Raw genomic sequence first — 21,487 nt, forward strand, 5'->3', positions numbered from 1 at the left:
GTTAGTTTTACTATATTGGGCACAACGGAACAAGATAAACAAGCAGGGCGGGCGGCCTGACATAATTAGGTGTGCCCAAGCCATCTGCCGTTTTTGCGAAAATGAATCCATAATGGAAATCCGCCTGATTACCTCCGCCGATGCTGAAATCTGGTGGCAGCTGCGCATCGAAGGGCTGCGCAACGATCCATCTGCGTTTGCCGATTCGGCGGAAGAGCATGAGAACACCTCTGTGGAAACCGCGCGTAGGCGACTGAGCGCGGGCAATCCAGCGCACAATTTCGTGGTCGGCAGCTTTGAGGATGGCACGATTACCGGAACCGCGGGATTCTATCGTTTCCATCATCTGAAAGAGCGCCACAAAGGCCACATCTGGGGCGTTTATGTGCGGCCCGAATCGCGTGGCAAAGGCGTCGGGACCGCCTTGATGAAAGAAATTGTTCGCCGCGCACGGCGAAATTGACGGCATCGAGCAGATCACGCTTGTTGCTTCCGCCAGGCTGCCGGCGCAGCGTCTTTATGAGTCTGTGGGATTCAAGAGCTATGGGGTTGAGCCGCACTCACTGAAAATCGGCGACGAGTATGTGGATGACGTCCTGATGGTGCTCTGGCTTTAAAGGTGTTTCTGTCCTCAATTAGGGCCAAAACAATTAAGGTGCACGCACTCCGCTTCCTCTCTATAATAAATAGATAGGTTCCGACCACATCCGGCCTAAGGAATACCCGGCGGGACGTGGCGGCTCCTTGCTGAGAATGCAAGGACGAGGGTCTGTCGTGGAAACGCACGGGCCTCCCGTTTGGAAAGGAACCGAAACACGCTTCGGCGTATTTCCCTCCTTTTTCATTTCCCGCAATCAGCGCTGCTCCTGCAATCGACTGGCGACAAACGTATATGCGGCTTCAGGACAAACACGGGCGCTTTATCACTGACCTCCGCGTCAGCATCACTGATCGCTGCAATTACAAATGCGTCTACTGCCGTACCGGCAATGAAGGCGCGCAGTATTCTGAGCTCCCTTTTGTTGACTACTTGCGTTTGGTGCGGATCTTCGTTGAGTCCGGCATAGAAAAAGTAAGGCTTACCGGTGGCGAACCTCTGCTGCGCAACGGCCTGGTGGATTTTGTCCGTGATCTCGCCCAGTTGCGCACGCTCAATGGTGAGAGGCCCGATCTGGCAATCACGACCAACGGTCACCTGCTGGCCGAACTCGCTCAACCGCTCAAAGACGCAGGGCTGCGTCGCGCCACCATCAGCATGGACGCCGTCGATGCTGAAAAATTTGCCCGCATTACCCGCGTTCCCAATGGTTATACCAGTGTACTGGCCGGCATCCGCGCTGCCAAACGCGCTGGGCTGGAACCGGTCAAGGTCAACTGCGTCCTTCTGCGCGGATTCAATGAAGATCAGATCGTAGAATTCGCTCGCTTCTCGAGGGAAGAAGGCGTAGTCGTTCGTTTTATCGAATTCATGCCGCTGGAAGAAGATCGCGTCTGGTCCCCTGACGTGGTGGTTCCCATGGATGAAATTCTGGAAAAACTCAACGAATTTCGTCCTGTACGCCAGCTACCTAACGAGCTCAGCGAGACCGCTCGTCGTTATACCTTTGACGATGGCAAAGGTGAAATCGGGATTATTGCGCCCGTGTCTCATCCCTTCTGCGGACACTGCTCGCGTGTACGGCTCACGTCAGACGGCAAGATTCGCACTTGCCTTTTTTCCCTGCTTGACCATGACATGGCAGGGAGAATGTATCGCGGCGCAACTGACAGTGAATTAACTGATTACGTTCGGTCAGTGGTCGACCAGAAGGAAGCCCGCCATCACATTGGAGAAGCTGGATTTATCAAGCCTTCGCGTAGCATGGTCCACATTGGCGGCTAAGCGTGCCTACCTCTCGGTAACTTGCAACCCACACATAACATTAGTAAGATTCGCTCCAACTTCCCCCGGAAAGTTGAATACACGAATCTCCTCCAGCAATATTGAATTCCCCCACAGATCGTTTTGAAAACAGGATAATGGTTTCGAACGGGACAATTATAGGAAGTTCAGCGGTTCAGACACGGGACCCACATATGGCGCTTGCGGTGGAAGTTGCCGGCAAAACCGACGTCGGGTGCGTGCGCACGAACAACGAAGACAATTTTGGCTTCGATTCGCGCTATGGCATTTTTGTGGTCTGTGACGGCATGGGCGGACAGGCTGCCGGCGAAGTCGCCAGCAAGATGGGCGTGGATATTCTTCTGGACTATTTCCGAAACCAGACTCAAGGCGCAGCCAAGCAATCACCGAATGGACAAAACGGTTCTTCCGGAGCGCAGAGCCTGGCGAATGCAATCCAACTGGCAAACAAGACAATTTTTCAAGCAGGGCAGCAACACAATGGACGCAATGGCATGGGTTCAACCATGGTTGCGGCTCTGGTGCGGGGAAACTCGCTGGCCATCGCCAACGTTGGCGACAGCAGAATTTACCTTGTTCGTCAGGGCACAATTCAACAGCTCACGCAGGACCATTCGCTGGTCATGGAACAGGTACGCCGCGGTTACATCACTTTGGAACAGGCACAGCAGTCAGAAATGCAGAACATCATCCTGCGCGCGCTGGGCTCAGAAGAAGTGGTTGAGGCCGATATAGAAGACCTTGTCGCGCTCCCCGGAGACGTTCTGGTAATGGCGTCAGACGGCCTCACGCGTTATGTGCCCGATGACGACATTTTAAAGATCGTCCAAGGTCCACGCAGCCTGCAACAGGCCTGCGGTGAATTGGTAAGGAAGGCCAGGGAATGCGGTGGCGATGACAACATTACTTGCTTGCTGGTGCGGATTGTCGATCGGCCCTGGTATCAAAAACTTTTGGGAAAGCTATTCTTCGGAGGCCAGCAATGGCAAAACTCTATTTGAAATTTGAGCAGAACGGTCAGGTACTAAAAGAGGTCTTTCTGTCGCAGGCGGCAACTACCATTGGTCGCCTGCCAGACAACAGCGTGCAGATAGACAATCTTGCCGTTTCCGGCCACCATGCCCGCATCACGTGGGAAAAAGACCACTACATTGTGGAGGACCTTGGATCGCTCAATGGAACGTTCGTCAACAATGAACGCGTGGGTAAAGCTACGCTGAAAAATGGCGACCAGGTCAAGATCGGCAAACATTTGGTGGAGTTCAAGCATGAAAGCGCAGTGCCAAATTTCGCCGTTGCCGCTGCCGCCAAGGCTGGTCCATCCGCGCCAAAGCTTGAGGCCACTATGATGCTGGATACCAAGCAGGCCCGTGAAAAGCTTGCCGATAAGAACGCTCCCTCGGCAGGCTCAGGTCCGTTGGGAATTTCGCGTCCCGCGTGGATGGCGGATCCATTTGTTGCCGCCAAAGATCGCCTCGGCATGCTCAGCATTCTGGAAGGGAAGACTGACCAGGAGAAGTACGTTCTTACCGGCAAGATGACCATGATCGGCAAGTCAAGCATGGCATCCATCAAGCTGAAAGGCTTTTTTGCGCCCACCACGGCCGCTCTGATCAGCAAGCGCGATAACAAATATTTCATATCGCCATCAGAGAGCAAGGCCAAGGTCAAGATCAACGGCGAAGAAGTTGTCACCCAGCGCGAGTTGAATGCCGGGGACGTGATTGAAGTAGGAAAAGTGAAAGCCGCCTTCAGCTTTCAGGATTGAGCCTTTCTGAAGCAGCTATCTGATTCTTTCCAGCGCCACCAGTGTGCGGTCATCCCGTGCTTCTGTGTTCCCGCCAAACGACTGGACGGAAAGTCTAGGGCCTTGCCGATGACGATTTTCACCATCCCAAAAGGGGGCTGGGCCGCTGTTATCCTTTACAGAGCGGCATTCATTTTCCTACGGGTCTTGCCACATCGCAATCCTCAGCCAATCCGATTCCGTCACCGCTCTGCTTGGTCACGCTCCTGAAGAAACCGATCGCCGGGCCATGGCAATGGTCTCAACGCTGTTTTTTGCCTGGGGTTTCCTTACCTGCCTGAATGACATCCTGATCCCGCACCTAAAAAACATCTTTGACCTCAATTACACAGAAGTCATGCTGGTGCAGTTTGCTTTCTTTTCTTCTTATTTCCTGTTCTCCATGCCGTCGGGCAAAATCGTTGAGTGGATCGGCTACAAGCGGTCCATGGTGACAGGCCTTCTCACCATGGCCACAGGCGCTCTCATGTTTGTTCCAGCAGCGTCAATCCCATCATTCCCGCTGTTTCTTACGGCTTTAATTGTGCTGGCGGCGGGAATGACCATCTTGCAAACTTCCGCCAATCCATACGTGGCAATTCTTGGTCCGCCGCGCACTGCCTCCAGCCGCTTGAATTTGACGCAGGCTTTTAATTCGCTGGGAACCACGATTGCCCCAAGATTTGGAAGCTGGCTGATCGTTGGCGCAGCGCTGGCGCCGGCAAGCATTGAAGCGGTGCGGGCCATGAGCGCCGACCAACTGCATAGCTACCGGGTACAGCAAGCCGCCTCTGTCAAAGGACCATATATCGGACTTGCCATAGCGCTCATTCTGCTTGCGGGGACGGTCGCATGGTTCAAGCTGCCTGTCATTGAATATGCGGAAGCGCATGGCCATGCGACAGGCAGTATCTGGAGCCATCGTCGGCTCGTGCTGGGTGCAGTTGGAATCTTCGTTTACGTGGGCGCGGAAGTCTCGATCGGCAGTCTGATGACCAACTACTTTAACCAGAAGGAAATTGGCGGCCTTTCATTGAAAGACGCCGCCGGTTACCTGCAATATTACTGGGGTGGCGCAATGATCGGGCGATTTGTTGGCTCAGCATTGCTGCAAAGATTTAGAACTCAGGGATTGCTGGCGTTCAATGCCATCGTTGCCGCGCTGATGGTTACCGTTTCCATGCTCACTTTCGGCCACTTCGCCATGTGGACGCTCATTCTTGTCGGTCTGTTCAATTCCATTATGTTCCCCAGTATTTTTACTCTGGCCATTGCCGGACTTGGTCCGCTCACGGGAAAAGGATCGGGGCTGCTGGTCGCGGCGATAGTCGGTGGCGCCGTGATTCCTGAACTCCAGGGTTTTCTGGCCGATCACATCGGAATTCACCATGCATTTATCCTGCCGGTGCTTTGCTACGCTTACATTATTTTCTATGCGATCAAGGGAGCTTCTGCACCGCGCCAGCAACCGGCATGATTTCAGATTATGATGAGAGCAGCACGTACCGGCGGGCAGATCGCCTGCAAGGAGTGTAGATGTATTTTGAGCAATTTTATCTTGGATGCCTGGCGCATGCCTCTTACATGCTGGGATCTCAAGGCGAAGCGGCGGTCGTGGATCCGCAGCGCGACGTGGAGATTTACCTGAAGGCAGCGGAGCAGCAGCGCCTTAAAATCCGCCACGTTTTTGAAACTCATCTCCATGCCGACTTCGTCTCCGGCCATCTCGAACTGGCCAAGCGTACAGGCGCGAAAATTTATATTGGCGCACAGGCCGGCGCAACATTCCCGCATGTAGCGTTGCATGACGGATCAGAAGTCCAAGTCGGCAAGCTGCGTATTGCCGCCCTGGAAACCCCGGGACACACTCCTGAAGGCATTAGTCTGATTGTTACCGATGAAGAGAAGTCTCGGGATCCGTGGGCAGTTCTCACGGGCGATACCTTGTTTATTGGCGATGTAGGCCGTCCTGATCTTTCCAAAACACACACGCCGCAGCAGCTAGCCGGAAACCTTTATGACAGCCTGCATGGCAAATTGATGACGTTGAGCGACAAGGTGCTGGTCTATCCGGCACACGGAGCCGGTTCGCTGTGTGGACGCAACATGCGTGCCGAGCGGTCATCGACCATCGGAACAGAAAGGCTGACCAATTACGCGCTTCAAATCAAGTCACGGGATGAGTTCATCCGCCAGCTTACAGAGAATCTCCCTTCGCGTCCGGAATACTTTCTTGAGGACGCACAGATCAACCGCGCGGGAGCCACTCCGCTTTCAGAATTGCGCGATCTTCCGCCGATTTCCGCAGCGGAGCTTCACGAGCTTTTGCAACAAGGCGTGTTCGTACTCGATGTCCGTCCCAACGCGGATTTTGCCGCCGCGCACGTACCCGGCTCGGTCAACATTGCATTGTCAGGTCAGTTTGCTTCATGGGCTGGAGCCATCATTGGTCTCAGCGCCCGGCCAGTGCTGGTTGCGGATACGCCGGAGCAATATGAGGAAGCTCGGCTTCGTCTTGCGCGCGTAGGTATTGAAGATCCGCGCGGCTTTCTGCAAGGCGGCATCTCCGCGTGGAAGCAGGCTGGGTTCCCAGTGGCCGCAGTGCCGCAGATCACCGTGCATGACTTATCACAGCGCCGGAACTCACGTTTGCAGTTGCTGGATGTCCGGCGCGAACCGGAGTGGCATGCCGGCCACATTGAAGGTGCGGAATGGTTCCCGCTCGATAACTTCAAGATCTCCGCGCCGGAGCTAGACCCCTCGGCGCCGGTCGCTGTCCATTGCCAGAGCGGATATCGCAGCATGGTTGCCTGCAGCCTGCTGCTACGCGCAGGAATTGAAAATGTGATGAATGTCTCCGGCGGCTTTGACGCATGGAAGCAAGCCGGGCTGCCGCTAGAGGTTCCCGTGACTGAAAGCGTTTAATCACGGCGACGTTATGAATCTACTTCCTGTACACTAACCCCGATTCTTTTGAGGGACTGCCGAATGCGTCTAAACAAACTTCTATCCGCTACACTTCTGCTCTCATCCGCAGTATTCATCCAAAGTTCCGCGCAGGACCAGCCTGGGCAAAAGCCAGAGAAGCCCGGTGTCGCTAACCCAGTGGCGGTGATCGACGATAAGCCGGTCACCGCACTGCCTTACATACCCAGCCTCGATATTCCATCAATGGATAAGTCAGCCGATCCGTGTGTGGATTTTTACCAATACACCTGCGGCGGCTGGATGAAGGACAATCCCATCCCGGCAGATCAGGCGGCCTGGAGCGTTTATGGCAAGCTCACGGTCAATAATCAGCGGTTTCTCTGGGGCATCCTTGACGATCTGGCGAAGAAGACCAGCGGCCGCAATGCGACGCAACAAAAAATCGGTGATTACTTTTCCGCCTGTATGAATGAGGCAGAAGTGGAGAAGCTGGGCGCAACGCCGCTGAAACCGGCTCTCGCTGAAATCGCCGCCCTCAAGACTAAGAAAGATCTGGCCGCGCTGCTGGGGCGTGAGCATCTGGCCAATGCCACTCAGGGTTTGTTCTTCGGCTTTGGATCTGACCAGGATTTTTCCGATTCCAATCAGATCATCGCGTTTGCCGTCGCCGGCGGCCTGGGCCTGCCTGATCGCGACTATTACACCAAGCCTGAAGCAAAGTCAGAAGAAATCCGGCAAAAATATCTTGTCCATGTGCAGAAGATGCTGGAGTTGCTGGGCGATTCTCCCGACGCAGCAAAACGCGAAGCTGCCACCATCATGAAGATTGAAACCGCTCTGGCCAAGGCTTCACTCACCCGCGTGGAGCAGCGCGACCCGCACAACTTGTTCCACAAAATGGATCGCAAGCAGCTCCAGTCCCTCACTCCAGATTTCGACTGGAACACCTATCTCAAAACGGCTGGCATTGATCAAGTAAGCACGTTCAACGTGACTGAGCCAAAGTTCTATCAGGAGTTGGACCGCCAGATTCAAAGCAACAGCCTAGACGATTTAAAAACATATCTTCGCTGGCACGTGGCTAGCGCCAACGCGCCGTATCTTTCTTCAAAATTCGTGCAGCAGAATTTCGACTTCTACTCCCATACACTGCGAGGCGTGGAGCAGATTGCCCCCCGCTGGAAGCGCTGTGTCCGCCTAACGGATGAGCAATTAGGAGAAGCGCTGGGCCAAGAATTCGTCAATCGAGCGTTCAGCCAGGAAACGAAACAGAGCACCCTGAAGATGACGAAGCTGATTGAGCAGGCAATGGAAGATGACATCAAGCAGCTCACATGGATGGGCCCGGAAACGAAGAAGCAGGCCCTGGAAAAGCTGCATTCTGTGGTGAACAAAATCGGCTACCCGGACAAGTGGCGCGACTACAGCTCAGTTGAGGTTAAGCCTGATGATTTTGTGGGCAACGTGCATCGCGCCACAATATTCGAGTCGAATCGCCAGCTGGCAAAGATCGGTAAACCACTGGATCGCGGCGAGTGGGGCATGACGCCGCCCACGGTAAATGCCTACTACAATCCGCAGATGAATGACATCAACTTTCCCGCGGGCGTCCTGCAGCCGCCGCTGTATGACCCTAAGATGGATGACGCGCCTAACTACGGCAACACTGGCGGCACAATTGGCCATGAGTTGACGCACGGTTTTGACGATCAGGGTCGGCAATTTGACGCCAAAGGCAACCTGCGCGACTGGTGGACCAAGGAAGATGGTGCGCAATTTGAAAAGCGCGCGCAATGCATCGTGGACCAGTACGCCGGTTACACGATCGTGGACGATATCAAGATCAACAGCAAGCTCACGGAAGGTGAAGACGTTGCCGACCTGGGTGGGCTGATCCTGGCGTATATGGCGTGGAAGGCTGACACTAAGGGAAAACAACTGGAAAACCGTGATGGCTTTACGCCGGACCAGCGTTTCTTTATCGGCTACGCACAATGGGCTTGTGAAAACCAGCGTCCGGAAAACCTGCGCGCCAGCGCCATCACCAATGAGCACTCTCCGGGCAAATACCGCGTGAATGGCCTCATGGTGAACATCCCGGAATTTCAGCAGGCGTTCAGCTGCAAATCCGGGCAGCCCATGGTCCGCGAGAATCGTTGCCGCGTGTGGTAGCCCACCCACAAATTCGTCCCGGCAAGATATTGCTGGAAGTCTGCATCGACTCCGTGGAGTCTGCTGTTAATTCAGAGCGTGGCGGCGCTGATCGGGTTGAACTGTGTGCTGGCCTTTATGAAGGAGGTATCACGCCCAGCGCAGGCATGATTGCCGCCGTGCGCAAGACGATTGCTATCGGTCTTCATGTAATGATTCGGCCGCGCGGTGGTGATTTCTGCTATGGCCCTGATGAGTTCGGCATCATGCAGCGTGACATTCTGATTGCAAAGCAGCTTGGCGCGAACGGCGTTGTGTTTGGCTTACTGAATACCCATGGCATGATGGATAAAGACCGGATGCGGCAGTTGATTGATATGGCCCATCCTCTTAAGGTCACATGTCATCGCGCCTTCGATATGTCATGCGATTTGGAGCAGGCCTTGGAAGACCTGGTGGACGTTGGAGCGGACCGCGTTTTGACCTCCGGCAGCAAGAGGAGCGCCGTGGACGCAATGCCCACCCTGAAGAATTTGGTTCAACAATCAGAAGGCCGAATTTCTGTAATGGTTTGTGGCGAACTCTCCATAGCAAATGTGAAAGCAGTGCTTGGGTATTCCAACGCCACTGAGGTCCATGCCGGCCTGGGTACCACCGTTACCAGCACCATGAAGTATCGTAACCAGAAGATTGAGATGGGTACGCTCCCCAACCGCGAATATCAGCATGAAGTGGTTAAAGAAAGCAGCGTGCGTGAACTTAGGGCGGCTATTGATAGCCTCTAGAGTTTACAAGCTTCCAAATAGAGCTTTTATACTCCAATTCTTCGCCTGTGCCACCACAATGGCTGTACTTTTGTGGTTTTAAATGTCCGCTTGATAACACTAAAATAGGCTTACCGTCTAACCAGACGGGGGCGATGGATCTTTCTTTCGAGCAGGACCGGCAGGAATGGAATACCCTGACGCGGAGCGAGCGGGCTCGGCGTCGCCGTTGGAGTTTCTCTGTCTGGGTTTCATCCGCAATCCACTTACTGGTGGTGATAGTGTTGTGCTGGCCTACGCTTCCTGTTTTTGTGAGGCCTGCTCTCATTGCGCGCGGCGAAGGCGGCAGTGCGACTCCATCATCGATCATATTATATGTTCCGAATGATCTTCAGCTGGCCGCTTCAAGCAGTCCGCCTCTTCTCTCGCTGCCGGTTCCCGTGCACAAGAAGCCACAAAAAACCAGGCTTCGCAAACGCATCAATGTAGTCGAAGAGGCAGATAAGACTCCGAATCAGGCTGAAGTCGGTTCCCAAAATGGCTCGGCCTATGATGGGCTCGCAAGTGGTGATGAGGTTAAGCCCGCTCTGCCTGTGGCCTTCCAGGATCTCAAGATTTACCGATCAGAGCTACCGACTGGTATCCAGGGCGACGTAATCGTGGAAATCACGATTGATGCCCAGGGCGCTGTAGTAGAGGAACGGCTTCTTCAAGGTCTTGGTCATGGCGTTGACGATCGCGTGATCGCGGTTTTGCGGGACTGGCGCTTTCATCCGGCAACAAGGAACGGCGTGGCGATTCCATCCAAACATGACGTGCACTTCCACTTCCCCAGCTAGGCAGTTGGCTGTTCTTCTTACTCGGGATAGTTGCCAGTCCGCTTAAGGATCGTATACCGATGCTTACCTAGATCGAAACATTGTCTTTTTGTATTGCGATGCAAACAAGCCAATCTGTTCAATATTGCCCGGTTATCTCTTTGTTCTGAGCTCAATAGGCTATTGACGCTGGCATGCATAGGAGATAAGTCTAAGCGGAATAACCCTAAACTGGGACAGATTAACCAGCGGGCTGTTGATTGGGCATTGCCGTTGCTGCTTGAGAAGCCTCGGTTGGGTTCTAAACCGGAGTTTACTCTCTGAAAGATGGAGTCATGGTTTTCTCGCATCGCGCCAGTTCGCTGAGAAACGAATAAGCCGCCTCAGATCTGTGACGAACAGCAACTTCGACCCGTTTTTTAATGTAGCGAGCAAGCCTATGAAAATTTATTTTAGGATGAAGAATCCAGTCCTACGTAAGCGACGAGCAGCAGAATGGGATAAGAGTAACAACTATACATTTTCTATAAACCATGAATCGCGAAATTAAATTAGGAAATATGCCATAGAAACTTAATGCTTGCCCGCTTCCGTCATAATCGACTGAAAGCTATCTCACAAATAGGCCCAGGAAAGGGTGGGTCTATCATTCACTTTAGGGGAGTTCTAGCCTAATTCGCCTTGCAGGATAGATTCCACGCTGGTAGCATGCTCTCGGAAGGAGCTATATGGATACGCAACAGATCATCTCGGAGCTAGAATCAGAAAGAGACCGCCTGGAGCAGGCTATTTCCGCTCTTCGCGGTTCAATGAATGGCCGTCGTGGCATTGCGGCTGTGGGTGGTGGCAGGCGCGGACGCAGGCGTTTAAGCGCGGCTGCCAAAAGGCGCATTTCAGAAATGATGAAAAAGCGCTGGGCTGAAAGAAAAAGAGCTGCCAAAGCAGCCTGAACATAAGAGGCAGGTAGAGAAAAGGTATAAAGGGGGCCGCTATGAAGCGGCCCTCTTTATTTGCGCCCGGAATCTCAGGCCTCTATGCCGATGATGCACGGCTGTGCGCCGGGTTTGAGTTTGTCGCGGCAAACGTCTATAACCAATCTTCTGTGTATTTCTTCGGGTGAGGCAATGATCGCAAAGGCGATTCTGTTCATTATTTCATTGGCATGGATGTGTCCGGTCCATTTGATGGCGCAGGATAACTATGAGATCCAAGTCTATGGCGCCGATACGGTCGAGCCGCACAGCACCATGGTGGAATTCCATACCAACTGGACTGCTCAGGGCGAAAAAAGTGTGGTGGATGGCGTCCGGCCCACGAATCACGCCGTGCATGAAACCATTGAAATAACTCAGGGATGGAATGACTGGTTTGAGACCGGCTTTTATATCTTTACCAGTGCCCGCTCGGGTGATGGCTGGGACTGGGTGGGCGACCATATACGTCCCCGCTTCCGCATTCCGGAGAAATGGCATTGGCCCGTGGGTTTGAGTCTTTCGAATGAGGTTGGCTATCAGCGCCATAGCTTTTCCGCCGACACATGGACCTGGGAGATGCGTCCAATCATTGATAAAAAGATCGGCCCCTGGTATCTCTCTTTCAATCCCACTATCGATAAATCCCTGCACGGTGACAATGCCAGCCTGGGTTTTGAATTTTCTCCCAACGCAAAGATGTCCTATGACTTTTCCAAAGTTGTGGCCGGCGGCTTGGAGTATTACGGATCTCTGGGGCCGATCGGCAGCTTTGATCCTGTGGCGGAACAACAACAGCAGTTTGTTCCTGCAATTGACTTGAATGTCTCACCCAATTGGGAAATTAACTTCGGTGCTGGATGGGGTGTGACGCGCTCTACGGACCACTTGATCATCAAAGCCATCATTGGAAGGAGATTTAGCTGGAAGAAAAGTTGATGACGGCTATAATGCTTCGCTGCAATCCAGAGGTGCCAGTTGCGCGCAATTATTCCTATCGTTTTGGTTTTTCTGATGACCTATAACGCTTCCACTCAAGACCGTTCCTATGGCCGTTCTATCGTGATGACGGATCGGGGCATTGTGGCTACGAGCCACTACCTGGCTTCGCAGGCCGGCGCGCAGACCCTGGCCCATGGTGGCTCGGCAATAGATGCGGCCATCGCCGCGAATGCCGTTCTGGGAGTGACGGAGCCCATGATGAACGGGATCGGCGGAGATCTCTTCCTGATTTATTGGGACGCAAAAGCCGGGAAACTCTATGGACTGAACGCCAGTGGCTGGGCACCGCAAAAGCTGACCATCGAATTCCTGGCCAAGCATGGAATTACAGCCATGCCGCACGACGGCATTCACAGCGTCACGGTTCCCGGGGCTGTCGATGGCTGGAGCCAGGCGCATAAGCGTTTTGGAAAGCTGCCTTGGAAAGATTTGTTCACGCCGGCCATTTATTACGCTGAACACGGCTATGCGGTGCCGGAAATAATCCAGGATTACTGGGCCGCCGAAGAAGGCAAGCTTGGTAAAACGGCAGAAGCGAGAAGAGTGTTTCTCCCTGGTGGTAAAGTGCCGGAGCTGGGTGCAACATTCAACAATCCTGACATTGCGAAAGCGTTGCGGCTGATCGCGGAAAAAGGTCGCGATGCTTTTTACAAAGGCGAGATTGCGCAGGCCATCGTGCAAACGTCTTCTGCCATGGGCGGCACAATGGAGCTGCAGGACCTGGCGGATTTTTCCGCCGAATGGGTTGAGCCGATCTCAACCACCTATCGCGGCTGGAAAATTTACGAACTTCCGCCGAACGTCCAGGGCATGGCCGCTCTGGAAATGCTCAATATCATGGAAACCTTTCAGCCTGACAAAGGCGGCCCAAAGGGCACAATAGAACTGCACAAAAAAATTGAGGCCATGAAGCTCGCTTATGCAGACCTCTATCGCTATAACGCCGATCAGCGCTTCGCCGCGGTTCCGGTGACCGGTTTACTGGATAAGAACTACGCAAAAGAGCGCGCCGCAAAAATCAATCCGGAAAAAGCCAATTGCAATCCAGGCGCCGGTCATCCCGCCACCAGCGACACAACGTATCTGGCCGCCGTGGATAAAGACGGGAACATCGCATCTCTGATTCAAAGCAATTATTCGGCTTTTGGTTCTGGCGTGGTAGTGAATGGCATGGGCTTCGCCCTGCAGAACCGTGGGGCGTTGTTTTCGCTCAATCCATCCCACCCCAACGCGTTGCAGCCGCGCAAACGTCCATTCCACACAATTATTCCGGCGTTTATGGAGCGCGATGATGTGCACATAGGATTCGGAATCATGGGCGGAGCCAATCAACCATTGGCGCATGCACAATTCGTTTCCAACCTGGTTGATTACGGAATGAATATTCAGGGAGCGCTGGAGGCGCCGCGCTTTACTGTAACCAGCGGCGAGGTCGTTTGCGATATTTTGATCGAATCGCGCGTTGCGCCGGACGTAATCCAGGCTTTGCGACAGAAAGGCCACAACCTGATTGTCCGCGCCGAATACACCGCGCTCATGGGGCGCGGCCAGGCGGTAATGCACAACTCGAAAACAGGGATGAATTGGGCGGCATCTGATCCGCGCGCGGACGGCTCTGCTGAGCCCGAACCGAGCGGATTTGGTAAATGAGTAAATTGGGAATTTGGTAAATGAAGATTGAGCCCGAGGACGCTTCACCCGTCAACCTGCAGGTTTCATTTGCTCATTTACCAAATCACTCAATCACCAAATTTCCTACACGTGTTCTTCGGATGAAGAAATCATCGGCAGCAGGAGCACCGGCGCTCGCATGAATTCAAATCGATCAATCGCCTCCACGGCGCGTTGAACGGTTGTTTCCAGCGTCGGCTCCAGCGTAATTACAAATGAGAGGCGGTCTTTGGCCATGTTGGGTTCCTGGATTACGGAGTCAATATTGATTCCTTCGCGAGCAATCGCTTCTGCCGTGCGCGCAAGGATTCCCGGCTGATCGTTCACAGTAAGGCGCAGGAACCAGCTCACCGGATTGGGGCGGGGCAGTGGATGCAATGGCTCAGCGCGATGAAAGCCTTTCAGCAGACTGCTCTCTGTCTGCCCCCGCGCAATCTGGCGAGCAATCTGTAAGACATCTGAAAGCACAGCGGTGCCGGTGGCGCTGCCTCCCGCGCCGCGTCCGTAAAGCATCTGCGTGCCAACGCTTTCACCGGCAATAAAAATTGCATTGTTTGCGCCTGCGGCCTTGGCCAGCATTGAGTCGCGTGGCTCCAGCCAAGGTTGTACCGCAATGTGTACGCCCCCTGCCGCCCGCTCTGCCGATGCGACCAAGCGGATGGTCGAATTCAGCCGATGCGCATAATGGAAATCAGTGGACGTGATGTTGCGGATGCCGGTAACGGGAATCTCCGAGGTCACCACGGAGTGGCCGAAAGCAATGCGCGCCAGGATAGCAATCTTGTCGCGAGCGTCCAGCCCGTCGATGTCCAGGCTGGAGTCAGCTTCAGCGTAGCCGGCGGCCTGTGCCTGCTCCAGGGCGTGCGCGAACTCAATGCCGTGTTCTTCCATCTGCGTAAGAATGTAGTTGCACGTCCCATTCACAATTCCGTAAACGGCCTGGATCCGGTCCGCAGCCAGCGCTTCAGAAATTGCGCGGATCACGGGCACGCCCCCGGCGACTGTGGCTTCAATTCCTATAGGAAGATTTTTCTCCTGCGCCAGAGCAAACAGTTCATCGCCATGCAACGCAATGAGAGCCTTGTTCGCGGTCACTACAGCCTTACCGTTTTCCAGGCTTGTGCGAACGACGTCACGGGCGACGGTAGTTCCGCCGATTGCTTCCACCACGATATCCACGTCATTAGCGGTGGCCACCTGCCGCCAGTCAGAAACTACAGTGATTCCATTAACACCCAGTTCAGTGGCGCGCGGCTTCTTACGGCAGATTCGGGTAACGACGATACAAATGCCCCCCGTTTTCTGACTGATCTCTTCAGCGTGGCTGGAGAGAATCTCAGCCGTGGCGCGACCCACGGTGCCGTAGCCAATGATGCCGACCCGCACCTGCTCTGGGTTGTGTCTGGACGGTTTCCGCTTTTCTATGGCGTCTTCAATGCCGTGCATAGATTTGCTCCAGGGTCCGGATTACCGCATCACCGTCTGCGTCCATGGGACCAAGCAGGTTTTGTCCCGGTAACTGCTTCATGTAGTCGATGTCCTTCAACATGTGCCCGGTAAGCACCAGGACGACCCTATCCGCGGACTTCACAAATCCTGCGGCTACCAGTTTTTTTAGCCCAGCCAGAGTTGCTGCCGATGCCGGTTCGCAGCCGATGCCTTCCGCGCCAAGCTCTGCCTTGGCCAAGGCAATCTCTTTTTCGGTGACTTCTTCGCATGCGCCGCCTGTATTTTTCAGAACGCTTACTGCCTTTCGCCAGGAAGCGGGATTGCCGATCCTAATGGCCGTTGCCCTGGTCTCGGGAGTCACGCGAATTAATTCTGTACCCCCGTTTTCTCGCATGGTGCGGACGAGCGGATTGGCTCCGGCGGCCTGAATGATGGAAATCTTGGGCAGCGACTGGATCAGGCCAAGCTCGCGCAGTTCCATAAATCCCTTACCCAACGCCGAACTATTGCCCAGGTTTCCGCCGGGCACAATTACATGTTGAGGGACTTGCCAGTCCAACTGCTCCATTAATTCAAACGCCACCGTTTTCTGCCCTTCCAGCCGGTAAGGGTTGAGCGAATTCAAAAGATACGCAGAGAATTTGCGGACGACTTCATGCAAAACTCTCAGGCAGCCATCAAAGTCTGTGCGCAGTTGCAAGACATTTGCGCCGTATTCCAGGGCCTGCGCCAGTTTTCCGGCGGCAACCTGCCCGGCAGGCAAAAGGACGATGCTCTTCATTTCCGCCCGCGCCGCGTAAGCAGCGACCGAAGCTGACGTATTTCCTGTGGAAGCACAGCATACCCAGGAAAATCCTTCAGCCTTTGCCATGGTGATTGCGGCGGAGATCCCAGTATCTTTAAATGATCCTGTGGGGTTCATGCCTTGATGTTTCACCAGGAGGTTTGGCAGATGTAGTTCGCGTGCAACTTTTCTGAGTGGGACTAGAGGCGTGTTGCCTTCGCACATAGTGACCATGTTTTGGCGATCGACCTGCGGCAACAACTCGCGGAAGCGCCAAACGCCGCTCGAATTTTCCGGCAGTGAGGATCCTCGCCGTTCGCGCCAGATTTCTTTCAAGCGCAGCGCGAACTCCGGCGGCGCCGATGCCCATTCCGGATAAACGACCTCCAGCAGCTCCGAGCATTGCGTACAGCGGAACATTCGATCGGCAGTCTCCTGTACTTTGGCACAGTGGACACAGCGCAAAAAGTGCGCCGCGACCGGCGGCTTCATCGGTACTGTACTCATTGCGCCCCCGCAATAGAAACGCTGGGGCGAAGGCATACAGGAATATTCGCTCCTGCGGGCTGGCAAAACTCGTCGTGCACGGCACGCACAACTTGCGCGCTACGCGCCGCCGATACGGCAAAACAGATGCTGAGTTCACTGGCTCCCTGCGCCACGGCGATCACGCTCTCATCGCATCGCGCCACCGCGGAAAAGACCCGGCCCAGGATTCCGCAGGTGCCTTTCATTGACTCGCCCAGAACTGCCACGACAGCAATCTCATTGTTGACCTCCGCCGGCAGCAGCACGCCTTGTGCCAGCTCAATACGGAAGATTGAGTGAATCAACTGCAGTACGCGCCCTGCATCGGCTTTGCGCAGCACCAAGCCGAGCGCATGCTCAGGTGATGACTGCGTCGCAAACAGGACTTCAATCTGTTCCTGCCCCAGACGAAGGAACAGCCTTCCCCACAGTTCCACGGGATGAATATCACGTCGCGTGAATAAGGAAATGAGCGTGGCGTCTTTTACTGAAGTCACGGACTTGACAGGCGAGTTGGCTGGCCGGGCGTCATTCGTGATCTTGGTTCCGGCAACTTCAGGGCGGAATGAGTTTTTGATCCAGACAGGGAAGCCCGCCTCCGCGGCCGGATATGCGGCTTTGGGATGAATCACCTTTGCGCCGTAATATGCCAGCTCGATCGCCTCTGCAAAGCTGATTTCCGGCAGAGTAGCAGCGTCAGGACAAATGCGCGGATCAGCCGTGAGCACCCCATCCACGTCGGTCCAGATCCACACTTCATCCGCGCCAGACGCTGCTCCAATGATGGTGGCGGAATAATCAGAGCCTCCACGCCCCAGCGTCGTGGACTTGCCTTGCGAGTCGGCGCCACTATAGCCGGCGACCACGGGCACAATGCCGCGTTCAAGTAGAGGAAGCAGCGATTGCTTGCACTGAATGCGCGTGGCTTCAATGTCCGGCGCAGCGTTGCCAAAATTGCTGTCGGTTACAATTACTTGTTCCGCGCGGACAAACTCGGCATTGGTTCCCAGTCGCTGAAGATAACCCGCCAGAACACAGGCGGATACGCGTTCTCCCAATGCGACAAGGGAGTCAGCAGTCTGCGCAGAAATATCCGACCTCAATGCTGAGAGCGCGTGGCAGGCATTTTGCAGTTGTGCCATGACTTCTGCAATATAGTCATTCGCGGCGATCAGGCGCTGATGTTCAAACAAACTTGATGCGAGCTCACGATGCAAGCCCTCAAATCTTTGCAAATGAGTTTCTGTAACAGAAGCGTCGCCGTGCCGTGCCGCCTCAATGGTTTTGAAAATCAAGTCAGTCACACCCGCCATGGCGGAAACCACCACCACGATCCGGTCATGCTTTGCCGCCTCACTGACGATTGCGGCGCACTGGCGGAACCTCTCGGCATTTCCTACAGAGGTACCGCCAAACTTCATTACGATCAAACGCTTTCCGTACATCACGATTTCTCCAACTTCTGTAGCACTGCTCCAATTCTTTCCATCAGAGGTATAAGTTCGCGAGTCACGCCTGCGCCATTGTTATCGGCCAGGGTGAACGTTGCCTCTGTCTGCATACCTTCCTGGGCAAAGATTCTCTGTAGCTCTTCGGCCACTCGCATCTCGTCGCTTGTGGTAAAGGCAATCACTGATGAACCTGAGCCGCTGATTGCTACTCCAAGCAAGCCGGGAAGACGCAGGGCCAGGCAGCGTTCCATTCCCGGCACCAGTTGCTGCCGGTATGGTTGATGCAATTTGTCCTGGAACAACTCCGGAAAGAGATCAAAGTTTCCTGAGAAGCAGGTAGCGGCGAGGATAGAAGTCCGTTGCAGTGTATGCAGCACGTCAGCCCGGTCATACTTCCTGGGCAGGACCTCTCGTGCCTGGTGCGTAGGCACAGTAATTGACGGCGTGACGATCACCAGGCGGATGCTTTCGGGAAAGTTAGTCCTGGCCACGACCACGCGCTCCACGTTGTTGGAAAGCGCCAGTACCAGGCCGCCATAGTAAGCGGCGGCCGAATTATCAATGTGACCTTCAATCTCTTCCGCCCACCGCAAAAGCAACTCCGGAGCAACTTGCTTTCCGCTATGTTGGATTCCAAGCAGCAGGCCCGCAATCACGGCAGCCGCACTGCTGCCCAGCCCGACGCTGATTGGGATATCATTCTGCACCAGCACGTGACCGGCCGGTGGAGGTGCGTCAAGCCGTTGTGCCGCAAGTCGTAGCGCGTGCAGGACGAGATTTGAACTTGCCATGGGAAAGCGCTCAGGCGTCTTTCCCTGATACTCCAGGCTCAACTCTGCGCCGGCGGAAGGAATGAATAGCGCTCTAAGGTAGAGTCTCAGGGCGAGGCCGCCGCAATCAAAGGCGCAGCCCAGATTAGCGGAGGTGGCCGGAACCACTGCCCGCCAGCCATACACCGAATTATCCAAGTTTGATCGACTCATAATTTGAATGGCCCAAAAGCACAAAACCCACTCGCTCTCGGCGAGTGGGTCAGGAACTTATGATTGCTGCTTCGTTACGCTGACGGCTCGCCGGATTTTCGCATAGGTGTGCGTGTGCTTGTTGTTGTCAAGCACATGCTTACGGCGAAGATGCTCTGGCGATCCCGCATTAAAAGGCACTATAGCCCGAATTTATGGCGAGAGTCAAGAAATCTTAAGTAATAACCAAAGCTATAGTTAAGTCATTTCTGCCGGGCGATGCGCCCGTTCTTTCCCGGAACCAGAGCTGCACAGTCTTCCAAAAGAAATGAATCAGTCCCATTCTGGCACTCATCTGAAGGGTTGAAGCGACGGGTTAATCTTGACACCTGAATTTAGTCGCGTATACTTTCTTTCCATGACAGTCATTCGCCAGGACATGTGTACTTGTTGTTGCAAGGTGACCACCGTGTCTCTGGCTGGAGAAACTGCTACCTAATTCGCATTTAAACTTAGGAAACAGGGCCCATCGCCAGACGCGATGGGCTTTTTACTTTTTGGGACATTCTTAAACTCTTTGCTAGGAAAGACTGCGGAAACTATGAGCACTGGAACCAGCATGGCCGCCAAAGAAACCAAGGCCCAGCGGGCAGAACGCCTGAAAGCGGAGAAGAATCCCTGGGAGTGCTTTGAAGAAATACGGCAGTTTGCCAGCCAGGGCTTGTCGGCTGTGCCGGACTCCTGGATAAAAACCTATTTCCGCTGGTGGGGTATTTACACGCAGGGAGATGGCGCGGGCGCAGTCGGTGGAGTTGGCGGCGAAGGCCGCACTATGCCGTATTTCATGCTGCGAATTCGTTTGTCCAATGGTTTTGTGAATGCAAAGCAGTTACGTGCTATCGCCGGTCTCACGGAAAAGTATGCGGGCGGCATTGCAGATATTACGGTGCGGCAGAACATACAACTTCACTGGATCACGATCAAAGATCTTCCAGATGTATTGCAGACGCTTTTTGATTGCGGCCTGACTTCAATGGCGACGTGCGGTGACGTGACGCGCAACGTCACGGGCTGCCCACTCGCCGGTTTGGACGCGCATGAGTTTTGCGACGCTTCACCGCTGGTCGATGAAGTAACGCAGTTGCTTGTCGACAATCCCGATTTTTATAACCTGCCGCGCAAGTTCAAGATCAGCATCAGTGGCTGCCAGGATTGGTGCTCTTATCCTGAGATCAATGATCTGGCTTTCACGCCCGCAGTCCGCGAGGTGGCAGGCAATACAGAAGCCGGATTTTCCATTCGCGTGGGTGGAGGACTTTCCACCGAGCCTCACTTGGCCGTGCGACTCAATGCTTTTGTGCGCTGGGAGCAGGTCATCCCGGTAAGCAAGGCTGTGGCCGAAATCTTCCGAGATGCCGACGAACTGCGGGAAAATCGCGAGCGCGCCCGGTTGAAATATCTCTTCCTGCAGCACGGCTGGACCGCCGAATCATTTTTGCATGAACTGGAGCGCAAACTAGGGTACAAGTTGGAGCCAGGAGTTCTGGAGCAGCAGCCTGACGATGTGTTTCGCGACCATGTTGGCGTGCATCGGCAAAAACAGCCGGGACTTTTCTACGTGGGCGCGGCCGTGCTGCGCGGACGCATCAATCCACACCAGCTACGGGCGGCGGCTGATCTGGCGGAGCGCTATGGCAATGGCGAGCTTCGCACCACGAACACTCAGAACCTGGTGATTGTGAACGTGCCGCGCGAAAACACCGCGGCTGTAACTCTTGGACTGGAAACAGCGGGGCTTCATGTTGCGGCTTCCCCTTTCTGGCGCGGCGCGGTGGCTTGCACCGGCAGCGAGTTCTGCAAGCTGGCGATCACGGAAACCAAAGCCTTCACCCGCTGGCTGGTGGAAGAGTTGGAAGACCGTATCCCTGAGTTTGATCAGCAATTGAAACTCAACGTAACAGGCTGCCCAAACAGCTGTGGCCAGCATCGCATTGCGGATATCGGCCTGGAAGGCAAGAAGCTCAAGATTGCGGGCCGCATTCAAGATGCTTACTACTTCTGTCTTGGCGGCGCTGTCGGCGAGCACGCAGGGTTTGGCCGTCCGGTGGGTTACCGGTGCCCGGCCAGTGAAGTGCCGGATGCCATTGAGCGTCTGCTGCGCAGCTATCTCGATGAGCGCCATGGCAGGGAAAATTTACGGCAGTTTTTCGCGCGCCATTCAGAATCGGCCCTGCGGACTTTTCTTGCGGGGCAAGACCTGCCGCCCGTATTGCGTGATCCCTCACCCGGCAGAGTGCCGCACGGAGTGGAAGGATAGCC

At 54.5% G+C, this 21,487-nt stretch carries 17 protein-coding genes and 1 riboswitch; of the genes, 13 read left to right on the plus strand and 4 right to left on the minus strand.

Annotation, left to right across the window (positions count from 1 at the left end; all coding sequences use genetic code 11):
* Positions 1-112 precede the first annotated feature (112 nt).
* From LAO76_24925 to ggt, 12 genes are all read left to right on the plus strand, one after another.
* Positions 113-463 carry a GNAT family N-acetyltransferase gene (locus tag LAO76_24925; GenBank protein MBZ5494181.1) on the plus strand — a complete coding sequence of 117 codons (351 nt, stop codon included), beginning with the start codon at positions 113-115 and terminating at the stop codon, positions 461-463.
* Positions 438-617, plus strand: coding sequence for a hypothetical protein (locus LAO76_24930; GenBank protein ID MBZ5494182.1), 180 nt, complete (start codon positions 438-440; stop codon positions 615-617). Before LAO76_24925 ends, LAO76_24930 begins: the two co-directional genes overlap by 26 nt.
* Before the next feature lie 66 nt (positions 618-683).
* Positions 684-824, plus strand: a riboswitch (molybdenum cofactor riboswitch).
* Positions 825-892: 68 nt separating this feature from the next.
* Positions 893-1,882, plus strand: a complete 990-nt coding sequence (gene moaA, locus LAO76_24935) for a GTP 3',8-cyclase MoaA (GenBank protein ID MBZ5494183.1) — start codon at positions 893-895, stop codon at positions 1,880-1,882.
* A gap of 194 nt (positions 1,883-2,076) precedes the next feature.
* On the plus strand, positions 2,077-2,904 hold the full coding sequence (locus LAO76_24940) for a Stp1/IreP family PP2C-type Ser/Thr phosphatase (GenBank protein ID MBZ5494184.1): 828 nt from the start codon (positions 2,077-2,079) through the stop codon (positions 2,902-2,904).
* On the plus strand, positions 2,886-3,671 hold the full coding sequence (locus LAO76_24945) for an FHA domain-containing protein (GenBank protein MBZ5494185.1): 786 nt from the start codon (positions 2,886-2,888) through the stop codon (positions 3,669-3,671). The genes LAO76_24940 and LAO76_24945 overlap by 19 nt, the downstream gene beginning before the upstream one ends.
* A 268-nt stretch (positions 3,672-3,939) precedes the next feature.
* On the plus strand, positions 3,940-5,166 hold the full coding sequence (locus tag LAO76_24950; GenBank protein MBZ5494186.1) for a sugar MFS transporter: 1,227 nt from the start codon (positions 3,940-3,942) through the stop codon (positions 5,164-5,166).
* Between the two features lie 59 nt (positions 5,167-5,225).
* Positions 5,226-6,614 (plus strand): MBL fold metallo-hydrolase, encoded by a 1,389-nt coding sequence (locus tag LAO76_24955; GenBank protein ID MBZ5494187.1) that lies wholly within the window; start codon positions 5,226-5,228, stop codon positions 6,612-6,614.
* Positions 6,615-6,677: 63 nt separating this feature from the next.
* A complete protein-coding gene (locus tag LAO76_24960; protein MBZ5494188.1) occupies positions 6,678-8,789 on the plus strand; it encodes a M13 family metallopeptidase in 2,112 nt (703 codons plus the stop codon).
* Positions 8,783-9,553 (plus strand): copper homeostasis protein CutC, encoded by a 771-nt coding sequence (locus LAO76_24965; protein ID MBZ5494189.1) that lies wholly within the window; start codon positions 8,783-8,785, stop codon positions 9,551-9,553. Before LAO76_24960 ends, LAO76_24965 begins: the two co-directional genes overlap by 7 nt.
* Positions 9,554-9,687: 134 nt before the next feature.
* The gene (locus LAO76_24970; protein MBZ5494190.1) at positions 9,688-10,371 is read left to right on the plus strand and encodes an energy transducer TonB; all 684 of its coding nucleotides are present in this window, start codon (positions 9,688-9,690) and stop codon (positions 10,369-10,371) included.
* 1,103 nt (positions 10,372-11,474) lie between these two features.
* Positions 11,475-12,260, plus strand: a complete 786-nt coding sequence (locus tag LAO76_24975; GenBank protein MBZ5494191.1) for a hypothetical protein — start codon at positions 11,475-11,477, stop codon at positions 12,258-12,260.
* A gap of 75 nt (positions 12,261-12,335) precedes the next feature.
* A complete protein-coding gene (gene ggt, locus LAO76_24980) occupies positions 12,336-13,973 on the plus strand; it encodes a gamma-glutamyltransferase (protein MBZ5494192.1) in 1,638 nt (545 codons plus the stop codon).
* Positions 13,974-14,078: 105 nt separating this feature from the next.
* On the opposite strand, the gene LAO76_24985 is transcribed toward ggt, so the two are convergent.
* The 4 genes from LAO76_24985 to thrB are packed head-to-tail and all read right to left on the minus strand — an operon-like array spanning position 14,079 to position 19,174.
* A complete protein-coding gene (locus LAO76_24985) occupies positions 14,079-15,440 on the minus strand; it encodes a homoserine dehydrogenase (protein MBZ5494193.1) in 1,362 nt (453 codons plus the stop codon).
* A complete protein-coding gene (thrC, locus tag LAO76_24990; GenBank protein ID MBZ5494194.1) occupies positions 15,427-16,719 on the minus strand; it encodes a threonine synthase in 1,293 nt (430 codons plus the stop codon). The genes LAO76_24985 and thrC overlap by 14 nt, the downstream gene beginning before the upstream one ends.
* Positions 16,720-16,730: 11 nt before the next feature.
* Entirely contained in the window at positions 16,731-18,200 is a 1,470-nt protein-coding gene (locus LAO76_24995) for an aspartate kinase (GenBank protein ID MBZ5494195.1), read from the minus strand.
* Positions 18,200-19,174, minus strand: coding sequence for a homoserine kinase (gene thrB / locus LAO76_25000; GenBank protein ID MBZ5494196.1), 975 nt, complete (start codon positions 19,172-19,174; stop codon positions 18,200-18,202). Before thrB ends, LAO76_24995 begins: the two co-directional genes overlap by 1 nt.
* A 595-nt stretch (positions 19,175-19,769) precedes the next feature.
* Here thrB and LAO76_25005 point away from each other — a divergent pair.
* Positions 19,770-21,485 (plus strand): nitrite/sulfite reductase, encoded by a 1,716-nt coding sequence (locus LAO76_25005; GenBank protein MBZ5494197.1) that lies wholly within the window; start codon positions 19,770-19,772, stop codon positions 21,483-21,485.
* Positions 21,486-21,487 lie beyond the last annotated feature (2 nt).

This window comes from Terriglobia bacterium (assembly GCA_020072645.1).
Classification (GTDB): domain Bacteria; phylum Acidobacteriota; class Terriglobia; order Terriglobales; family Acidobacteriaceae; genus Angelobacter.

Coding starts and splice junctions, on each gene's coding strand:
- LAO76_24945 (MBZ5494185.1), top strand. CDS start 2,886: ATGGCAAAACTCTATTTGAAATTTGAGCAGAACGGTCAGGTACTAAAA.
- thrC (MBZ5494194.1), bottom strand. CDS start 16,719: ATGAAGCCGCCGGTCGCGGCGCACTTTTTGCGCTGTGTCCACTGTGCC.
- LAO76_24995 (MBZ5494195.1), bottom strand. CDS start 18,200: ATGTACGGAAAGCGTTTGATCGTAATGAAGTTTGGCGGTACCTCTGTA.
- LAO76_24940 (MBZ5494184.1), top strand. CDS start 2,077: ATGGCGCTTGCGGTGGAAGTTGCCGGCAAAACCGACGTCGGGTGCGTG.
- LAO76_24955 (MBZ5494187.1), top strand. CDS start 5,226: ATGTATTTTGAGCAATTTTATCTTGGATGCCTGGCGCATGCCTCTTAC.
- LAO76_24925 (MBZ5494181.1), top strand. CDS start 113: ATGGAAATCCGCCTGATTACCTCCGCCGATGCTGAAATCTGGTGGCAG.
- ggt (MBZ5494192.1), top strand. CDS start 12,336: ATGACCTATAACGCTTCCACTCAAGACCGTTCCTATGGCCGTTCTATC.
- LAO76_24970 (MBZ5494190.1), top strand. CDS start 9,688: ATGGATCTTTCTTTCGAGCAGGACCGGCAGGAATGGAATACCCTGACG.
- LAO76_24985 (MBZ5494193.1), bottom strand. CDS start 15,440: ATGCACGGCATTGAAGACGCCATAGAAAAGCGGAAACCGTCCAGACAC.
- LAO76_24950 (MBZ5494186.1), top strand. CDS start 3,940: ATGGCAATGGTCTCAACGCTGTTTTTTGCCTGGGGTTTCCTTACCTGC.
- moaA (MBZ5494183.1), top strand. CDS start 893: ATGCGGCTTCAGGACAAACACGGGCGCTTTATCACTGACCTCCGCGTC.
- LAO76_24975 (MBZ5494191.1), top strand. CDS start 11,475: ATGATCGCAAAGGCGATTCTGTTCATTATTTCATTGGCATGGATGTGT.
- LAO76_25005 (MBZ5494197.1), top strand. CDS start 19,770: ATGAGCACTGGAACCAGCATGGCCGCCAAAGAAACCAAGGCCCAGCGG.
- LAO76_24960 (MBZ5494188.1), top strand. CDS start 6,678: ATGCGTCTAAACAAACTTCTATCCGCTACACTTCTGCTCTCATCCGCA.